This window comes from Mesorhizobium sp. M1342, from assembly GCF_040317955.1.
GTDB lineage: Bacteria > Pseudomonadota > Alphaproteobacteria > Rhizobiales > Rhizobiaceae > Mesorhizobium.
In genome coordinates this window covers 41,856-56,775 of the sequence record NZ_JAMYLI010000002.1, presented here as the reverse complement: position 1 = coordinate 56,775, position 14,920 = coordinate 41,856, and the positions used below count along the sequence as shown (strand labels likewise).

Sequence of the window (14,920 nt, the reverse complement as noted above, 5' to 3'; positions counted from 1 at the left end):
AACCTCGTTCGCGAAAAGGACCGTCGGCCCGATCAGGTGTTGAACAGCCCTTTGACGACCACCTTGCTGTTCTCGATCTGCAGAATCACCGCCGAAGGATGGGCCTGGTGATGATCATCGAATTTCAGCACATCGCCCAGCGTCGCCTTGAAGGACGCACTCTCCAGCGCATCACGGATCTTGCCGGGCTCGGCCGACTTCGCCCGCTCGATCGCGTCGGCAACCAGCCTGATGGCCGTATAGCCCTCATAGCTTTGGGCATTCGGCACCTCGCCAAACTTCTTGCGGAACCGCTCGACAAAGGCTGTGTTGTCGCCGACCGTGATCTGCTCGGAATAAGGGAACACGCTCGTCGCGCCGTTGATCGCACCGCTTTCGACAACGCCTTCCTGCAGCTCCGAGAATTCGACACGCCCTGTCAGCGGGATGGTCAGACCGGAGGCGCGGTACTGCCGCAGGAAGTTCAGTTCGTCCGCTCCATTGAGGTAGACGGCGATAGCGTCCGGCTTGTCCGAGCCCATGCGGGCCAGAAAGGCCGAGAAGTCCTGTGTGTCGCGGCCAAAGAAGTCGCCACTGCCAACCTCGACGCCGTTCTTCTCGAGCACGGTCTTCAGGGCGGCATGACCACCACGGCCGTAATCAGTGTCCTCGCCGGCGAAGGCAACTTTCTTGATCTTGCCGTCGGCGATCAGATAGCGGGCGAGGCCGATTGCCAGTTCCTGGTCGGACGGGTTGATGCGGAACGTCCATTTGTTGCCGCCGACACCCGCCAGTTCGGTGATTTTCGGCGAGGTTGACGTCTCGACCACCAGCGGGATGCCTGCCTTTTCGATGATCGGCATGATGCTCAGCGTGGCCGAACTGCAGAGCGCGCCAACGATGGCGGAAACCTTGCCGACGCTGATCAACTGTTCGGCGCTGGCGGCGCCCTGTGTGGGGTTGCACTGGTTGTCCTGGACTGAGAGCTGGAGCTGCTGGCCAATAGCGCCGCCTGCCGCATTGATTTCCTCGATCGCGAGCTCCGCGCCCCAGCGTTGATGCTGGCCGAGATAGGCCGCGCCGCCGGTCTGCGGGCTGCTCAGCCCGATCATGATCGGATCGGCAGCGGCGAGCTGCGTTCCAAGGGCCATTGCCGCGAGCACGGCTACGATACGGATCGATTTCTGCATGGTCATGTCATCTTCCCCTATTTTAAAGTTGCATATAGTGCAACTGTTTTTCAGTTTATGCGCATGCTGTCGTACCCCTCAAGCCGAGGGTTTCTGTTGTCATCCCACGTTTGAAAGTCGTTTTTCGTTTTGTTGAGCAATTGCGAACGGTTTCGTTCGCGGCGACAGGCAACGGCTCAGTTCCAGGTGCTCTGCGGCGTCGAGGCGACTAACCAGGCCCGTTTCCCAAGACAAGTAGCGGCGGGCCGCCTCCAGGTTTCCGCTGTGCCGGTCATGGGTGAAGAAGACGAAATCCAACGCCTGGGCGTCTGAAGGCTGCTCCGGTGTGCAAACCACCTCCAAGCCCGCTTCGCGCCAGCTGGCAGCGGTGCCCGAGAGCTCGGCCAGATTGGAAAATCCGGCTGCCCTGAGATCCGAGGCGACAAGTGCGAGGACGTCGCTGTCGTCGGCGCATAACACGACCAGCGCCGCCTTCTCGACATGTTTCAGCCGCTCGCTGAGCTGATGCCTGAGCGCCCATTGAGCGCCTGAAATGTGAGCTGAGCGATATGCCATGCTTGGCCTGACGTCGAGGACGATGGCATCGCGCGGAAGCGGAACCGGCGCGGGCGGCAGGTCCGGCATCGCGGGGCGCAGCGGCCGTGGCGATACAATGTCGCCCCACGCGTCTTCAGCGGCCGCCAGCACGTGGCAATCGAGCCCCATCATCTTCAGATAACGGGCAACGACCACGGCCCGCAGGCCGGTATCGTCGGCCAGCACTATCCGCGCCCGGCGCACCGCAACCCAATGGTCGGTCGACTGGATGAGCTGGCCGCCTGGTGAGTGCGTGGCGCCTTCGACGTGATTGCTGTGAAATTCGGCATCGCCGCGCACGTCAAAGACATAGGTCGTCCGGAGCCCATCGCCGAGCCAGGCATTCACGGTCGCGACATCGATAGACGGCACTTGCCACGCCTCGCCGAGCGTCCTCGCCCTGGCCCGCATCGTCGTCCGGCTTTCCTCATCTGGTACCGCCTCGACAGCTCGGTCCGATCCACGTTCCAGGTCGAGACCGGCAAGCGTCCAGCCCTGGGTTCCGTTTTCCAGCGCGAAGACGGGATTGGGAAAGCCGAGGTCACGAAGTATCTGGGCACCGATGATGGATCTGGTGCGACCCGCGCAATGAACGACCACCGGAATTTCCGGATCCGGGATAATGGCGCTTGCCCGATACGCAAGGTCGCCGTTGGGCAGACAGATGCTGCCCGGAATGTTCATCCGGTGATGTTCCTCAGGCGGTCGCCCGTCGAGCAGGACGAGCTTCCTGCCCTCCCGCTGCCAACGATTAAGCTCTTCAGGAGATACATGCGGCACAGAGAAGGCTTGCTCGACCAGTTCGCCGAAGGCTTTGCTCGGAACGAATACACCCTCGAAAAGTGACAGGCCCGATCGTTGCCATCCAGTCGCTCCGCCATCGAGAAAGAACACTTCTTGATAACCGAGCCGCCGGGCGATTTCGACGGCTCGTTCGGCTCGCTGCGAATAGCCGTCATCCATGAAAACGATCCGGCAAGCCGTCGAAGGCACCAGGACAGGCAATTTGGCCTCCAGCACACCAAACGGCAGCGAGGTTGCAAACAGCGGATGGCCTGAGGCGAACTCTCCCGCCTCGCGAACGTCGAGGAGGGCAAGCTCTTGCCCGTCGGATAGCCACGCCTTCGCAGTGGAAGCACTGATAGGTGAGGGAAATCGCATCCTGCCTGCCCTATTTCTTCGTCGCGACAGCCATCTTCATTGGCTTCGCCTCACCCGCATCGAGATCAAACATCAGACGCTCGCTGAGCGTCTCGAGCGCCTTCCCGTAGAAATGTAAATGCCTGATCGGCTGTTCGCCGCGGATCTCCACCGAGTGAATGTCGTCCGCCAGGAGCGCGATGCCCCTGCCCGGCCGCACGTCGACCTCACCGGTTGAGCGCAGCGTCGCGGGCCCGGCGCCGGTGCGTCCGTCGGTGCGCTCGTAAAGTGTGTTGTGCTCGGCACCCTCGACGGCGGCGATGCAGGCCCAGGTCGTGTGATTGTGGGGCGGTATCCGGTTTCCTGGCCGCATCACATTGAGATAGAGCGTGAAGCTGTCATCGGGATCGGTCGCGATCAGATAGCGGGCCTGCCGTTCTCCGGCATCGGGATCGGGATAGCGATCGGGACCCCAGCGCCCGGGCAGGCTCGCGGCCCGCTCGATGACCGCGAGGACATCGGCGAGACTGCTGCGGTTCGCACCATCCCGCTCGATACGCGTCTTTGCCTCGGCAACGAGTGCCTGGACCTCACCGTCAGCGATGCTGGACATTGCGTTTCCTTTCGTCACGGCAGTTGGCTTCATGCAGCACATCAAGACCGCGCTGAAGGTCGTCGAGAAGATCATCGGGATCCTCAAGGCCGATGTGAAGCCGCAGCAGCGGACCTTTGCAGTGTGGTTCGCTGGCTGTGCGCACCGGTTTCGAGGGAAGGATCAGGCTCTCGAAACCGCCCCAGCTGGAGCCGATGCCAAACAGTTCCAGGGAGTCGATGAAGGCGCGGACCGTATCAGGGCTGGTGTTCACCAGTTCAACGCCAAACAGCCCAGTCGCTCCCGAGAAATCCCGGCTCCAGATCGTGTAGGAGCTGTCGGTATCAAGTGCTGGATAGAGCACTCTCTCGACGGCGGGATGCCCCTTCAGCGACCCGGCTATCGTCTTCGCGCTCTCCTGGTGCTGGCGCAACCTGGCGCCCAGCGAGCGTAGCCCGCGCAGAGCAAGCCAGCATTCATCCGGCCCGGCAAGCACGCCGTGTCCGGCGGCCCAGTCCCGGATCCGCGCCAAGTGGCGTTCGTTCGCCACCGCCACACCCAGCATCGCATCCGAGTGCCCGACGATGTACTTCGTCGCCGCGTGGATCGCGACATGGGCGCCAAGGTCCAGCGGCCGGTGGAAGAAAGGCGTCGCCCAGGTGTTGTCGACAACGATGGCGACATCGGGTGAACGGCAAGCGGCCACAATCGCCGGAATGTCCTGGACCTCGAAGGTCAGGCTGCCTGGCGACTCGCAATAGACCACCCGGGTTTGCGGTCGCACCAGATCGCCAATGGACGCACCGATGCCGGGAGCGAAGAACGTGACGTCAATCCCGTTGCGGCGAAGCTCAGTATCGCAGAAATTTCGCGCCGGGCCGTACACCGCGTCGGTGACCAGCAGATGGTCTCCCGGGCTAAGCAGGGATTTCAGCACGCCGGCAATTGCCGCCAGGCCTGACGGATAGAGAACGGCTCCATCCGCACCTTCAATTTCGGCCATCGCCTCGGCGAGCGCGAAGGACGTCTGCGTGCCATAACGGCCATAGCGCAACGCGCCAAATTTGCTGGCCCGGGAGCGTTCGTAAGCGCCGATATCGGGATAGAGCACCGTCGAGGCGCGGACTACTGGCGTGTTCACGACACCACCGAAATCGGCCGGGTGGCGGCCGGCATGCACCAGCTGCGTATCCCGTTTCAGGTTCGGCGACCGCATCGTCTAGCCCGCCATCTTTGCATGTGGCGGCAGCACCCTGCCCGGAACAACCCATGCCGGATGCCCACCTGCAGCGCACACAATTACGACCGGTACAAACCCGTTGAGCCTGGCGACCACCGCTCGCAACTTTTTCAGCAATGTCTTCTCCCATTTGTTGCACTATTTGCAACTTGATTGCATTATAAACAATACGCGTTTTGCGTGTCAAGACCGGGCGGGTTGCCTTCATGCAGGATGGCGTTGTCCTGGCCTGCGCGCACTGAAGGCGGCGCTGATCGGCGCCGAACGGAGCAACTCCGTGAGATGCCAAAAGGCGGCGATATCGGGCGCGGGCGAAATGCGGTCGGCCCTCGTGGTTAGCCGGCCCGCATGGATCGAGCCGCTGTCCGTGCCCTAACGGGCTTCCCGATCGAACACAGTGCCTGTCGCCGCCGGTTGCCGAGTGCCCTTGTTGAACCACTCAAGCGCAACCAGTGACGCGGCAAAGGGCAGGATCAGAAAGATCTGATAGGGCACAAGCGGATTGGAGAACTGCAATTGCAATTGCAACGCGTCGCACAATCCGAAGAAGAGAGCCGCGACGACCGCGCCGACCGGATGCCAGCGGCCGAGGATGATCGCGGCCAGCGCGATAAAGCCTTTTCCCGCACTCATGCCCTCGGAAAATATATAGACCTGGCACAACACAAGATGGCAGCCGCCGGCCGCGGCGAACGCGCCGCTCAGTGCCAGCGAAACGTAGCGGACCGCCGTTACGTTGACCCCGGCTGAATCAGCCGCCCTCGGGCTCTCGCCGGCGGCCCTTAGTCTTAGACCCGCCTGCGTTCGATAAAGGCAGATCGTCACGGCCGCCACGAGCACAGGCAGCATGTAAGCCAGCGGATCCTGATTAAAGAGGGCCGGACCGATCAGCGGCAATCCCGAGAGGTAAGGGACAGGCAGCGAAGCAAATCCGCTCACCGCGGTTCCGCCGCCCGCAAGCACGAACAGGGCGCGGGCCAGGAAGGCCGTGAGGCCAGCGCACAGCAAGTTGATGGCAATCCCGGCTACGAGCTGGTTGACCGCGAGGCTGACGCACAGCAGGGCAAGCAGCAGTCCCGCCAACGCGCCCAGCAGGACCCCGGCGACCAGCCCCGCGACCGGTGAGCCTGTGAGATAGGTGCCGGCCGCCGCCCCAAACGCACCCCACAACATTATCCCTTCCAGGCCGACATTGTAGACGCCGCTGCGCTCGGCAAGCACGCCGCCCAGGGCCGCGAAGCCGATCGGCGTTGCCAGCCTGACCCCGGAAGCCAGCAGGACGGCGATCAGACCAATGTCGGGGAGGAAACTCATGATTGTCGCTCCGTCGGGTTAACCTGGTCGGCCGGCGTCGGCTTTAGCCTGAACCCCTCGATCAGGCCGCCCAGAAGATCGCCTTTCCAGGCCAGGCTGGCGGCGACCAGGATGACGACCAGGCCAACAATGGCGTCGACGACGGTTCCCTCCACGCCGGCGGCCCGCTGCATCACACTGGCGCCGGATTTGAGCGCGCCAAGGAACAGGGCTGACAGCGGGGCAAAGGCCGGATTGGCGTTGGCGATGAAGGCGGCGACGACGCCATCGAAACCATAGCCGGGACTGAAAAGATGGAAGAGGCGATATTTCAGGCCAAGCACTTCGATGCCGCCGGCCAGGCCAGCCAGCATTCCCCCCGAGGCCATTGAGGCGACGATATGGGTTTTCACGTTCAGCCCGGCGTACCTGGCAGCCCTCGGGCTTTTGCCGACAATGTCGAGTGACAGGCCAGTCGCTGTGCGAGCGAAGATGAAGGCGATCACACCTGCCGCGACAAGACCGAAAATGATTCCGATATGAGCGTCCGTCTGCGGCATCAGCAGCGGCAACCGGTATTGCTCGGGGATCTCGTCCGAGTAGGGGTAAGGTGCCCCGCTGGCGATCATCGGGCCACTGACGGCGAAACTCACGACGTGGATGGCGATGTAGTTCATCAGCAGGGTCACGATGACCTCGTTGATGCCCCGCCATGCTTTCAACAAGCCTGCGATGCCCGCCCAAAGCGCCCCGCCCAGCATGGCGCACAGGAGCGCCGAGGGAATTGCAATCATGGAAGGAAGCGCGGGCAGATGCAGCGCCGCCAGCGTGCCGAACAGGCCGCCCATGTAGATCTGGCCCTCGCCGCCGATATTGTAGACGCCAGCCCGCAGCGGCACCATGACCGCAAGCGAGGCAAGCAGGATGGGAGACGTTTTCACGATTGTGTTGGACAGGCCCCAATAGTCGAAAAGCGCCTCGTGAACGAGAGCGGCATAGGCTTTCACCGGATCGGCTCCCGTCACCAGGATCAGGATTGAGCCAAGCCCGAGCGCCACGGCGACGGCCATGACAACCCGCAAGCCGACAAGTGCGTCCCGCAGTCGCGTCATTGTTGTTCTCCCACCGACAAGCCCGACATCAGCAGGCCGATGTGCTCGGCCGTCGCCTCCCCTGGAAGGACCTCTCCCGTGAAGCGGCCGCGATGCATGACGGCGATGCGATCGGCAACCTCGGCGACATGTTCAAGCTCCGTCGAAATGTAGAGGACCGCGACGCCGCGATCCCGCGCCTCAAGTATTTTCCGCTGGACGAATTCGATCGCGCCGACGTCAAGGCCCTTGGTCGCCTGCATGACGACCAGGATCTCGGGTCCTGCTTCAATTTCGCGCGCCAGGATGATTTTCTGCTGGTTGCCGCCGGAAAGCTCCCGTGCCGGCTGAGCGGGCGAGTGGGACCGCACGTCGTAGCGTTTCATCATCCGCCGCGCCTGTTCAGCGATAAAGCGTGCATTGATCAGGCCCAAGCGTGAAACAGGCCTGCGACGAAAGGATCGCAGCACGAAGTTGGTGGCAATCGAATGGTCAAGCACAAGGCCGTTGCCGTGCCTGTCCTCGGGCACGAACCCAATCCGAGAGCCGCGCATCCGCGCTGAAACACCGAGCCCGGTAATCTCCGTGGCGCCAGCGCGAATGGTGCCGGACTCTGGCTTGCGCAGACCGCAGATAATTTCGGCCAGTTCGCTTTGTCCGTTACCGTCGATACCGGCCACGCCCAGTATCTCGCCCTGGCGTATCGTCAGCGAAACCCGGTCAAGCGCCGTCAGTCCGCGTTCGCCGCGCGCGACAAGATCCACGCATTCCAGAACCGGACCTCCCGGCGCGGTCAGACGCGGAACCCGCACCGGCTCGACATCCCTGCCGACCATCAGTCGGGAAAGCTGCCGCACATCCGTCTGCCCAATGTTGCGTTCGGCCACCAACTGGCCGTGGCGCATGACCGAAACCGTGTCAGCGATCCGCATGACCTCATCGAGTTTATGCGTGACGAAAAGGATGGTCGTACCGTCGTCGCGCAATGCCTTCACGCGCTCAAGGAACGAGTCGATCTCGTTCGGCGCCAGCACGCTTGTCGGTTCATCCAGCACCAGTATCTTGGCGCCCCTGTAGAGCATCTTCAGGATTTCCACCCGCTGGCGCATGCCGATCGGCAGTTTCCAGACCGGCTGGTCTGGCTCGACAGCGAGGCCATAACGCTCGCTCAGCGCCGCGATTTTCGCGGAGTGCCGGCGCAGGTTGAGCGGACTGTGCAAACCGCCGAGACCGAGCACGATGTTTTCGGTAACGGTCAGCGCCTCGGCCAGATGCATGTGCTGGTGGATCATGCCCACGCCATTGGCGATGGCATCGGCTGGCGACCTGAAAGAGACGGCCTTGCCATCGATCTGGATGCTTCCCTCGGTTGGCCGGTAGAGGCCGAAAAGCACGTTCATCAACGTGGTCTTGCCTGCTCCGTTCTCGCCGAGTACCGCACGAGCCGTCCCCCGCTCGACTGAAAGGCTGATATTGGTCAGTGCACTGAAGCCGCCAAACCGCTTGCTGATCCGATCAAGAACTAGGTACGACAATCACCTCTCCCACCTTGTTTCCCGGATTACCCACCGGTGCCGGCGCGACATTCGCGCAAAGCCAGGCACGGCCCGAAAGGGCCGGCGTGGCCGCGATGGCGGCGCTCAGGCCGGTCGGATGACAAGTTGCCCGGACTTGATCCTCGACATCAGGGTTGCAACCTCGGCGGCGGTGTCGGCGGGAATCTCGGATGCGAACGTTCCCAGCCGCACCACATCGGGACTGTTGAAATCGTACCTGTAATTCTTGCCCGTCAGCCCTTCATCCCTGGCTGTCGTCAGCAACGCCACGATCAGTGACTTCACATCAAGGATTGACGACTGCAGCATGATATCGGGCCATTTCGTGATGGCGTCGTAGTAGAGGCCGAACGCCTTCACGCCCTTCTCGCGGACGGCCTGGAGGGCGCCCTGCGTGGCGCTGTCCATTGTCGGCCATATGATATCCGCGCCCTGCGCGATCTGGTTCAGTGCCGCCTCCTTGCCTTTGGCGACATCGTCCCAGTCGCCGGTCCAGGTGACGAACACCGCGCCATCAGGCCGCGCCACCTTGAATCCTGCCTCGAAGCCAGCCAGCGTGTCGTTGGTGAACTTGAACTTCTGCGCCTGGATCAGGCCGACCTTGCCGGACTTCGACAGGCGCCCGGCAAGAAAGCCCAGCACATAGGCTGGTTGGCTGAAATAGAAATCGGCCGTGCTGACGTTATCGGCGGCATGAAGGCCATTGGTGACAATGAAGCGGGTGTCGGTGAACCGGGCGGCCACGCGGTCGATCGCATCCTGGAACTCTCCGCCGTGCCCGATCACGTGGGTGAAGCCGCGCCGCGCGTAGTCCGAGAGAATCTCGACGTGGTCCGGTTGCGTTACCTTCTCGCTGTATGCCGTCTCGACACCGAGTTTTTCGGTGACGACCCCCATCGCCTCGTAACCCGACTGGCTCCAGCCGTGGTCGGTAATGGCGCCCGGCATGACAATCGCCGCCTTCAAGGTGCCGCTTGCTGCGAAGCTGGTGCGTGCCAGCAAAAGCGCCGGCGCCGCCAGGGCCACTGTCGCAAGCAATCCGCGTCTCGTGATTTTCATCGGGTTCTCCCTCCCAGGAATTGCGCGGTCCAACGATTGACGCTTCCGCACGCCGGCTACTAATCGTGCGGCGTGCCGATCGCTCAAGTGAGCAGTTCTCAAGAGGGGTTGAATGGAGGGGCGGGTGATTGCGCTCAAGCCCCCTTGAGGTCTTCTCACTGGCATCGGCTGCAAGCCCCGCCAGAAGTCACCATCTGGAGGTGAAGAGATGGATAGTGGGACGTTGGCCGGGCAGGCACGCCTGCTGATCGAACATATCGAGACACCGGACATGCTCGTGAGCACGGCACTGGACAAGGCCAGGGCGTCGGCCGGCGTATTCATAAGCTTGATGGAGGAAGCCGCACTGGCCGAAGCCGCGGCCGCTACGCGCCGAAGGTCGGCAGGCGCGGCGCTCAGCGATTTCGACGGCATCCCCTTCGCCGCCAAGGATCTGTTCGACGTCGCGGGCTCGGTTACCTCCGCCGGCTCACGGACAAGACTGGCCGTGCCCACCGCGCCGCGCGACAGCGCCATAGTGGCCAACCTGCGCAAACTCGGCATGATCCCGATCGGCAAGACCAATCTCAGCGAGTTCGCGTTTTCCGGCCTCGGCCTCAATCCTCACTTTGGCACCCCCACCGCGTCGGGGCGGGAAGACCGCGTCCCCGGCGGCTCCTCTTCGGGATCAGCCATCGCGGTCCAGCGTGGAATCGTGCCCGTCGCGCTCGGGACGGACACGGCCGGCTCGGTCCGGGTGCCGGCCGCTTTCAACGGCATCGCCGGCTTTCGCCCCTCGCTGGGACGATATGACATGCGTGGGGTTTATCCGCTGGCGGCGAGTTTCGACACCGCCGGCTTGTTGGCGAAAAACGCCGAGGACTGCGTTGTGATGGACGCCCTGATGCGCGGCGTGGCACTTGCGAACACCGCCGCGCCGCGCCGCTTTATCATTGAGCGGAGCCTGCTCGATGATCCCGAGCTCGAGCCTACGGTTGGCCAAAATCTGCTGGCGTTCGCCGGCCTGCTGCGATCCGGCGGCGGGCTTGTCGAACCGCGCCTGATGCCGTCGATCGGCCGCGCCAGGGCCGCCATCGGCAAATTCGGATGGCCCGGCGGCGTCGAGGCGGCGACGCTTCATCGGGGTCTGCTGGCATCGAAGGAACGCGCGCTTATCGACCCGCGTGTCGTAGCCCGCCTTGATATCGCGGCGGCGACCCCGGTGGAGAACATGATTGCCTTGCGGCGAATCCGGACCGGATTGATCCGCGCACTGCGCCACGAACTTGAGGGCGCCATCCTGATCCTGCCGACCGTCCCACATGTTGCCCCGCTACTGGCTCCGCTGGCCAGCAATGACGAACTCTTCGCCAGACTCAACCTGCGTACCTTGTCGATGACGATGATTGGCAGTTTTCTCGACATGCCATGACTGGCCATGGCCTCTGGAACCGACCCGCAAGGGCTGCCGACATCGGTGCTGCTGACCGGGGCAACCGGCTTTGACGATGCGGTCCTGGCGGCCGGGCGGCTGGTGTTACGTGTCCATGGCGCCGACAGTTTTTCGTAACTGCGGTTGAGAATATCCCATTCGTGCGAGGGTCTCCGCAATGGCAAGGATGATTGCCATCGAAGGAGAACAATCATGGCGACATCCCGGGCAATGAGCGAACCCAGCATTCCTGACGGCCGAAATGGCAGTTCATCCGCCAGGGTATCCGAAAACGGCATCCCGATCCTCAGACACCTTTATGAAATTCCCGCCCGCGAGGGCCGCGCCGTCGTGGTCGGTGCTGGCCAGCTACTCACCATTATCAACACCCATGGCTCGCAGGTGTGCGATTTTTGGGCCTTCAACGCGGCTGACCTCAACGAATTCTCGTCGATGCCGCACCAGCATGCGGTCGCGAGCGGAATCGGGTTGCGCAAGAAAAGCGCACTGGTGAGCAATGCCCGCCGGCCATTGATGACCGTGATCGAGGACACCTCGCCAGGCGTCCACGACACGGTCGTCGCAGCTTGCGACGTCCATCGCTATCGCCAATTGGGCGCGCAAGGCTACCACGACAACTGCACGGACAATTTCAAGCAGGCACTGCAGGCTGTTGGCCGCCAGCCGGCCACCGTGCCGGCGCCCCTCAACATCTGGATGAACACGCCCGTCGCGCCCGATGGCTCGATCTCCTGGCTGGCGCCGGTCACATCCAGCGGCGACCGGTTCGTGCTCCGAGCAGAGATCGACGTCGTCGCGGTCATGTCGGCGTGCCCGCAGGACATGGTCCCGATCAACGGCGCCGACCAGATGCCGCAAAGCCTAGCGTTCATTGTCGGCGAAGGGGAATGATCTGATGATCCTCAACCCTATCGCCTGGCCAAACGGGGCCCGATGCGCGTGTTCGATATCGTTCGACATGGACGCCGACAGCCTGATCCACATCGCCAAGCCGCGCGACGGTTTCAACCGGCTCTATCCCATCACGATGGGCCGCTACGGCCCGACGGTGGCGGTGCCGCGCATCCTGGAAACCTATCGGCGCCTCGGGCTGAAACAGTCGTTCTTCATACCCGCCTGGACGATGCAACAGTACCCGGACGCGGTGGAGGCAATCCTGCGCGACGGTCACGAGATCGGCCATCACGGGTTCCTGCATGAAGACCCAACGACCATCGCGCAACCCGAACAGCGCCACTGGTTCGAACGGGCGCTGCAGGTGCATCAGCGCATGACAGGCAGGAAACCCACCGGCTATCGGGCACCTGTCTACAATGTGACCCAGGGAACCGTGGACCTGCTTGTCGAACATGGTTTCAGCTACGATTCCTCACTGATGGCCGACGACATTCCCTACCTAATGAAAACCCCCGCCGGAGAACTGTTTGAAGTACCGCCGCACTGGGGCAACGATGACTGGCCGGCCTTCGCGCATTTCGAGGAGATCGGCTATATGATGCCCGTGCGCTCCCCTTCGATTGGCTTATCGGCCTTCTTCGAGGAGTTCGAGGCGCACTATCAGGCCGGGGGCTTGTGGATGCCGGTCTGGCATCCTTTCCTGACAGGCCGGCTTGCGCGATGGCGGCTGGTGGAAAAATTTCTCGAAAGGATTCTTGCCAGCCACAATGTCTGGTTCGCACCGCTCGCCGAAATCGTCGCGCATGTGGATGCCTTCCGGCGTGGTGGTGGCCATGTGCGCGTGGAGAACCTGCCTTATTATCACGGGCCGGTCGCGTTGATGACCGATCGCGGTCAGGCGGCAAGTCCCCTGTAGGTGTTGCCGAAGTCGGATGCTTCGCTGCGCAGCCAATCGGTGAACCGTCCAATGGTGCGCTTGGTCCTGCGTGACGGAACGAAGGCGACGCGGTAACTGAAACCGTTCAGGTCGGGACCATCGATCCGCGCGAGCCGACCGCTTTCGATGCCTTCCGCAATCATCACGCTGGAGCACAGAAGTGGCCCGAAGCCGCGTTCCATGGCGTGCAGCGCCAGACTTTCGTCGTTGATCCAGGACAGCCGGTAGTCCTCCGCGCCAGCCTTGCCGGCGGCGCTCAGCCACTTCGCCCAATTGGGACAGTCGATCGACCTGTTGTGCCATCGATAGGCGAGCAAGGGGCGCGACATGTAATCCTCGATCCTGGTCGAGGCACGACCATCCGCCGGGATGGCGACCGCGGGGTGATAGACGTCGGTCAGGAGTGGCAGCGAGGAAAGCTCGTCGCCTGCCGGCATGCCGTATCGGATCGCGACGTCGGTACTGGCTGTGCGCAGGTCGACCAGCGCATCCGATCCCTCGACATTCACGCTCAGCCCCGGAAACGATTTTGTGAAGCGGGAGAGCCTGGGCATCAGCCAGCGCTCGGCGAAGGCGCGCGTCGTGGTCACGGTCAGCGTGTCGCCCTGGCTCCTGTCTTCCAGTTCCTCGAAGGCTTCAGCGAACCGGTCGAAACCTTCGCGCAAGACCGGATAAAGCCTCTCGCCAAGCAGGGTCAGGGTGACGGCCCTCGGGGTGCGCTCAAACAGCTTCTGCCCGATCTGCTCCTCGAGGTGGCGGATCTGGTGCGAGATCGCGGTCACCGTCACGCAAAGTTCCGACGCCGCAGCCGTGAAGCTGCGGTTGCGGGCGGCGGCTTCGAATGCGCGAATAGCGTTCAAAGGCGGAATCTTGCGCATGACTATCTCCTGTTCAGACAATTCGTTGCAGGTATGGCGCCACCTCGGGCTCCGGCAGGACCGAAAGAACTTTGAGCCGGTCCAGCGTACGGCGGCCTTCGTTGTGCAGATGCGCCGCATGGGAAGCCGCCGCGTCTTCGAACGCCCCCGCCAGCAGCCTGTCAATGATTTCCAGGTGCTCGGCGAAGGTCGATTCGTCGCGATAGATTCCTATGAATTGCGCGAACAGCGCGTCCACGATCATCGGCAGGCGGCACCCGTGCAGTATCTGGCTCATGCGCTTGTTGTCGAAGTGCCGCAGACATGAGACGTGGAGATCCCGCTCGATGCCTTCGATGACATCCCTGGGTATCTTTCCCTCCATCGCCATGGCGCCTGAAACGGCTTCGCGCATCGCCGCCAGTTCTTCATGCCGCAGGTGTGGCGCCGACTGTTTGAGCACGTGTGGCTCAAGCAGCATGCGCACTTCGCGATCATGCGCGATTGCCTGTGCCGTGACCGGCCCCACCAGCCAAGACGAGTGAAGGTTTTTCTCGACCAGACCGGATTCGCGCAGGCGCCACAGCACTTCGCGGGCAACCGGGCGGCTGACGCTGAAACTGTCGGCAAGCCCCTGCTCGTCAACCCGATAATGGCCGAAGGCGATGGCGACCATTATGGCGGCCTCGACGCTGGCGATCATCTGGTCCGCCGCCGGCTTGCCGTCCAGCCTGACTGCTTCATCGAGCATGAAATCCTGCCCGGACAGCCGTCGTTTTGTCAGCGGCGAGCCGTCAGGCCGGCCTGCGACGGCAAATCCGCGCCCGTCAAAACGTTCGATGAGGCCGTCATCGGCAAGTGTCCCCATTGCTTTGCGCACAGTGGCCCGGCTCGTCTCGAAGACGGATGAAATCGGACCTTCCAGCAAGATGAGGCCGGGTTCGAGCGCGCCGGTTCTGATCGCGGACGCGATCTGCAGGGCGCAACGCCGGTACAGCGCGATGCCCGCCTTTTTCTGCTCTGGACTTTCTGAACCCCGGCTCTGCATCGAACCTGTCGCAACGGGAGCGATCAGTCTGCT

14 protein-coding genes and 1 pseudogene are annotated in these 14,920 nt (G+C 62.8%); 4 read left to right on the top strand and 11 right to left on the bottom strand.

What is annotated here, in order from left to right; genetic code table 11:
* Positions 1-32 precede the first annotated feature (32 nt).
* The 8 genes from NKH06_RS01940 to NKH06_RS01905 form a co-directional block, all read right to left on the bottom strand.
* A complete protein-coding gene (locus tag NKH06_RS01940) occupies positions 33-1,175 on the bottom strand; it encodes an ABC transporter substrate-binding protein (RefSeq protein WP_352892041.1) in 1,143 nt (380 codons plus the stop codon).
* 93 nt (positions 1,176-1,268) lie between these two features.
* The gene (locus NKH06_RS01935; protein ID WP_352892038.1) at positions 1,269-2,906 is read right to left on the bottom strand and encodes a rhodanese-like domain-containing protein; all 1,638 of its coding nucleotides are present in this window, start codon (positions 2,904-2,906) and stop codon (positions 1,269-1,271) included.
* A 10-nt stretch (positions 2,907-2,916) separates the two neighbouring features.
* Complete coding sequence (locus tag NKH06_RS01930) at positions 2,917-3,498, bottom strand: cysteine dioxygenase family protein (RefSeq protein ID WP_352892036.1); 582 nt, start codon at positions 3,496-3,498, stop codon at positions 2,917-2,919.
* On the bottom strand, positions 3,482-4,693 hold the full coding sequence (gene metC / locus NKH06_RS01925; protein ID WP_352892035.1) for a cystathionine beta-lyase: 1,212 nt from the start codon (positions 4,691-4,693) through the stop codon (positions 3,482-3,484). Before metC ends, NKH06_RS01930 begins: the two co-directional genes overlap by 17 nt.
* A gap of 396 nt (positions 4,694-5,089) precedes the next feature.
* Positions 5,090-6,031: an ABC transporter permease gene (locus tag NKH06_RS01920; RefSeq protein ID WP_352892033.1), complete on the bottom strand. Its 942-nt coding sequence runs from the start codon at positions 6,029-6,031 to the stop codon at positions 5,090-5,092.
* The gene (locus tag NKH06_RS01915; protein WP_352892032.1) at positions 6,028-7,122 is read right to left on the bottom strand and encodes an ABC transporter permease; all 1,095 of its coding nucleotides are present in this window, start codon (positions 7,120-7,122) and stop codon (positions 6,028-6,030) included. Before NKH06_RS01915 ends, NKH06_RS01920 begins: the two co-directional genes overlap by 4 nt.
* Positions 7,119-8,636: an ABC transporter ATP-binding protein gene (locus NKH06_RS01910; protein ID WP_352892031.1), complete on the bottom strand. Its 1,518-nt coding sequence runs from the start codon at positions 8,634-8,636 to the stop codon at positions 7,119-7,121. The genes NKH06_RS01915 and NKH06_RS01910 overlap by 4 nt, the downstream gene beginning before the upstream one ends.
* Positions 8,637-8,741: 105 nt before the next feature.
* Complete coding sequence (locus tag NKH06_RS01905; protein WP_352892029.1) at positions 8,742-9,716, bottom strand: BMP family protein; 975 nt, start codon at positions 9,714-9,716, stop codon at positions 8,742-8,744.
* Between the two features lie 223 nt (positions 9,717-9,939).
* Here NKH06_RS01905 and NKH06_RS01900 point away from each other — a divergent pair, with 223 nt between their 5' ends.
* From NKH06_RS01900 to NKH06_RS01885, 4 genes are all read left to right on the top strand, one after another.
* Positions 9,940-11,127, top strand: coding sequence for an amidase family protein (locus NKH06_RS01900; RefSeq protein ID WP_352892028.1), 1,188 nt, complete (start codon positions 9,940-9,942; stop codon positions 11,125-11,127).
* 6 nt (positions 11,128-11,133) lie between these two features.
* Positions 11,134-11,265 (top strand): hypothetical protein, encoded by a 132-nt coding sequence (locus NKH06_RS01895; protein WP_352892026.1) that lies wholly within the window; start codon positions 11,134-11,136, stop codon positions 11,263-11,265.
* 75 nt (positions 11,266-11,340) lie between these two features.
* On the top strand, positions 11,341-12,039 hold the full coding sequence (locus NKH06_RS01890; RefSeq protein ID WP_352892024.1) for a DUF1989 domain-containing protein: 699 nt from the start codon (positions 11,341-11,343) through the stop codon (positions 12,037-12,039).
* 67 nt (positions 12,040-12,106) lie between these two features.
* A complete protein-coding gene (locus NKH06_RS01885; RefSeq protein ID WP_352892023.1) occupies positions 12,107-12,961 on the top strand; it encodes a polysaccharide deacetylase family protein in 855 nt (284 codons plus the stop codon).
* Here NKH06_RS01885 and NKH06_RS01880 read toward each other — a convergent pair.
* The 3 genes and pseudogenes from NKH06_RS01880 to NKH06_RS01870 all read right to left on the bottom strand — a co-directional run.
* On the bottom strand, positions 12,940-13,860 hold the full coding sequence (locus NKH06_RS01880; RefSeq protein ID WP_352892021.1) for a LysR substrate-binding domain-containing protein: 921 nt from the start codon (positions 13,858-13,860) through the stop codon (positions 12,940-12,942). The two genes, NKH06_RS01885 and NKH06_RS01880, sit on opposite strands and share 22 nt — an antisense overlap.
* 13 nt (positions 13,861-13,873) lie before the next feature.
* On the bottom strand, positions 13,874-14,542 hold the full coding sequence (locus NKH06_RS01875; RefSeq protein WP_352892176.1) for a GntR family transcriptional regulator: 669 nt from the start codon (positions 14,540-14,542) through the stop codon (positions 13,874-13,876).
* A gap of 117 nt (positions 14,543-14,659) precedes the next feature.
* Positions 14,660-14,887: pseudogene (locus tag NKH06_RS01870) on the bottom strand (GntR family transcriptional regulator); the annotation flags it as partial.
* Between the last annotated feature and the right edge of the window lie 33 nt (positions 14,888-14,920).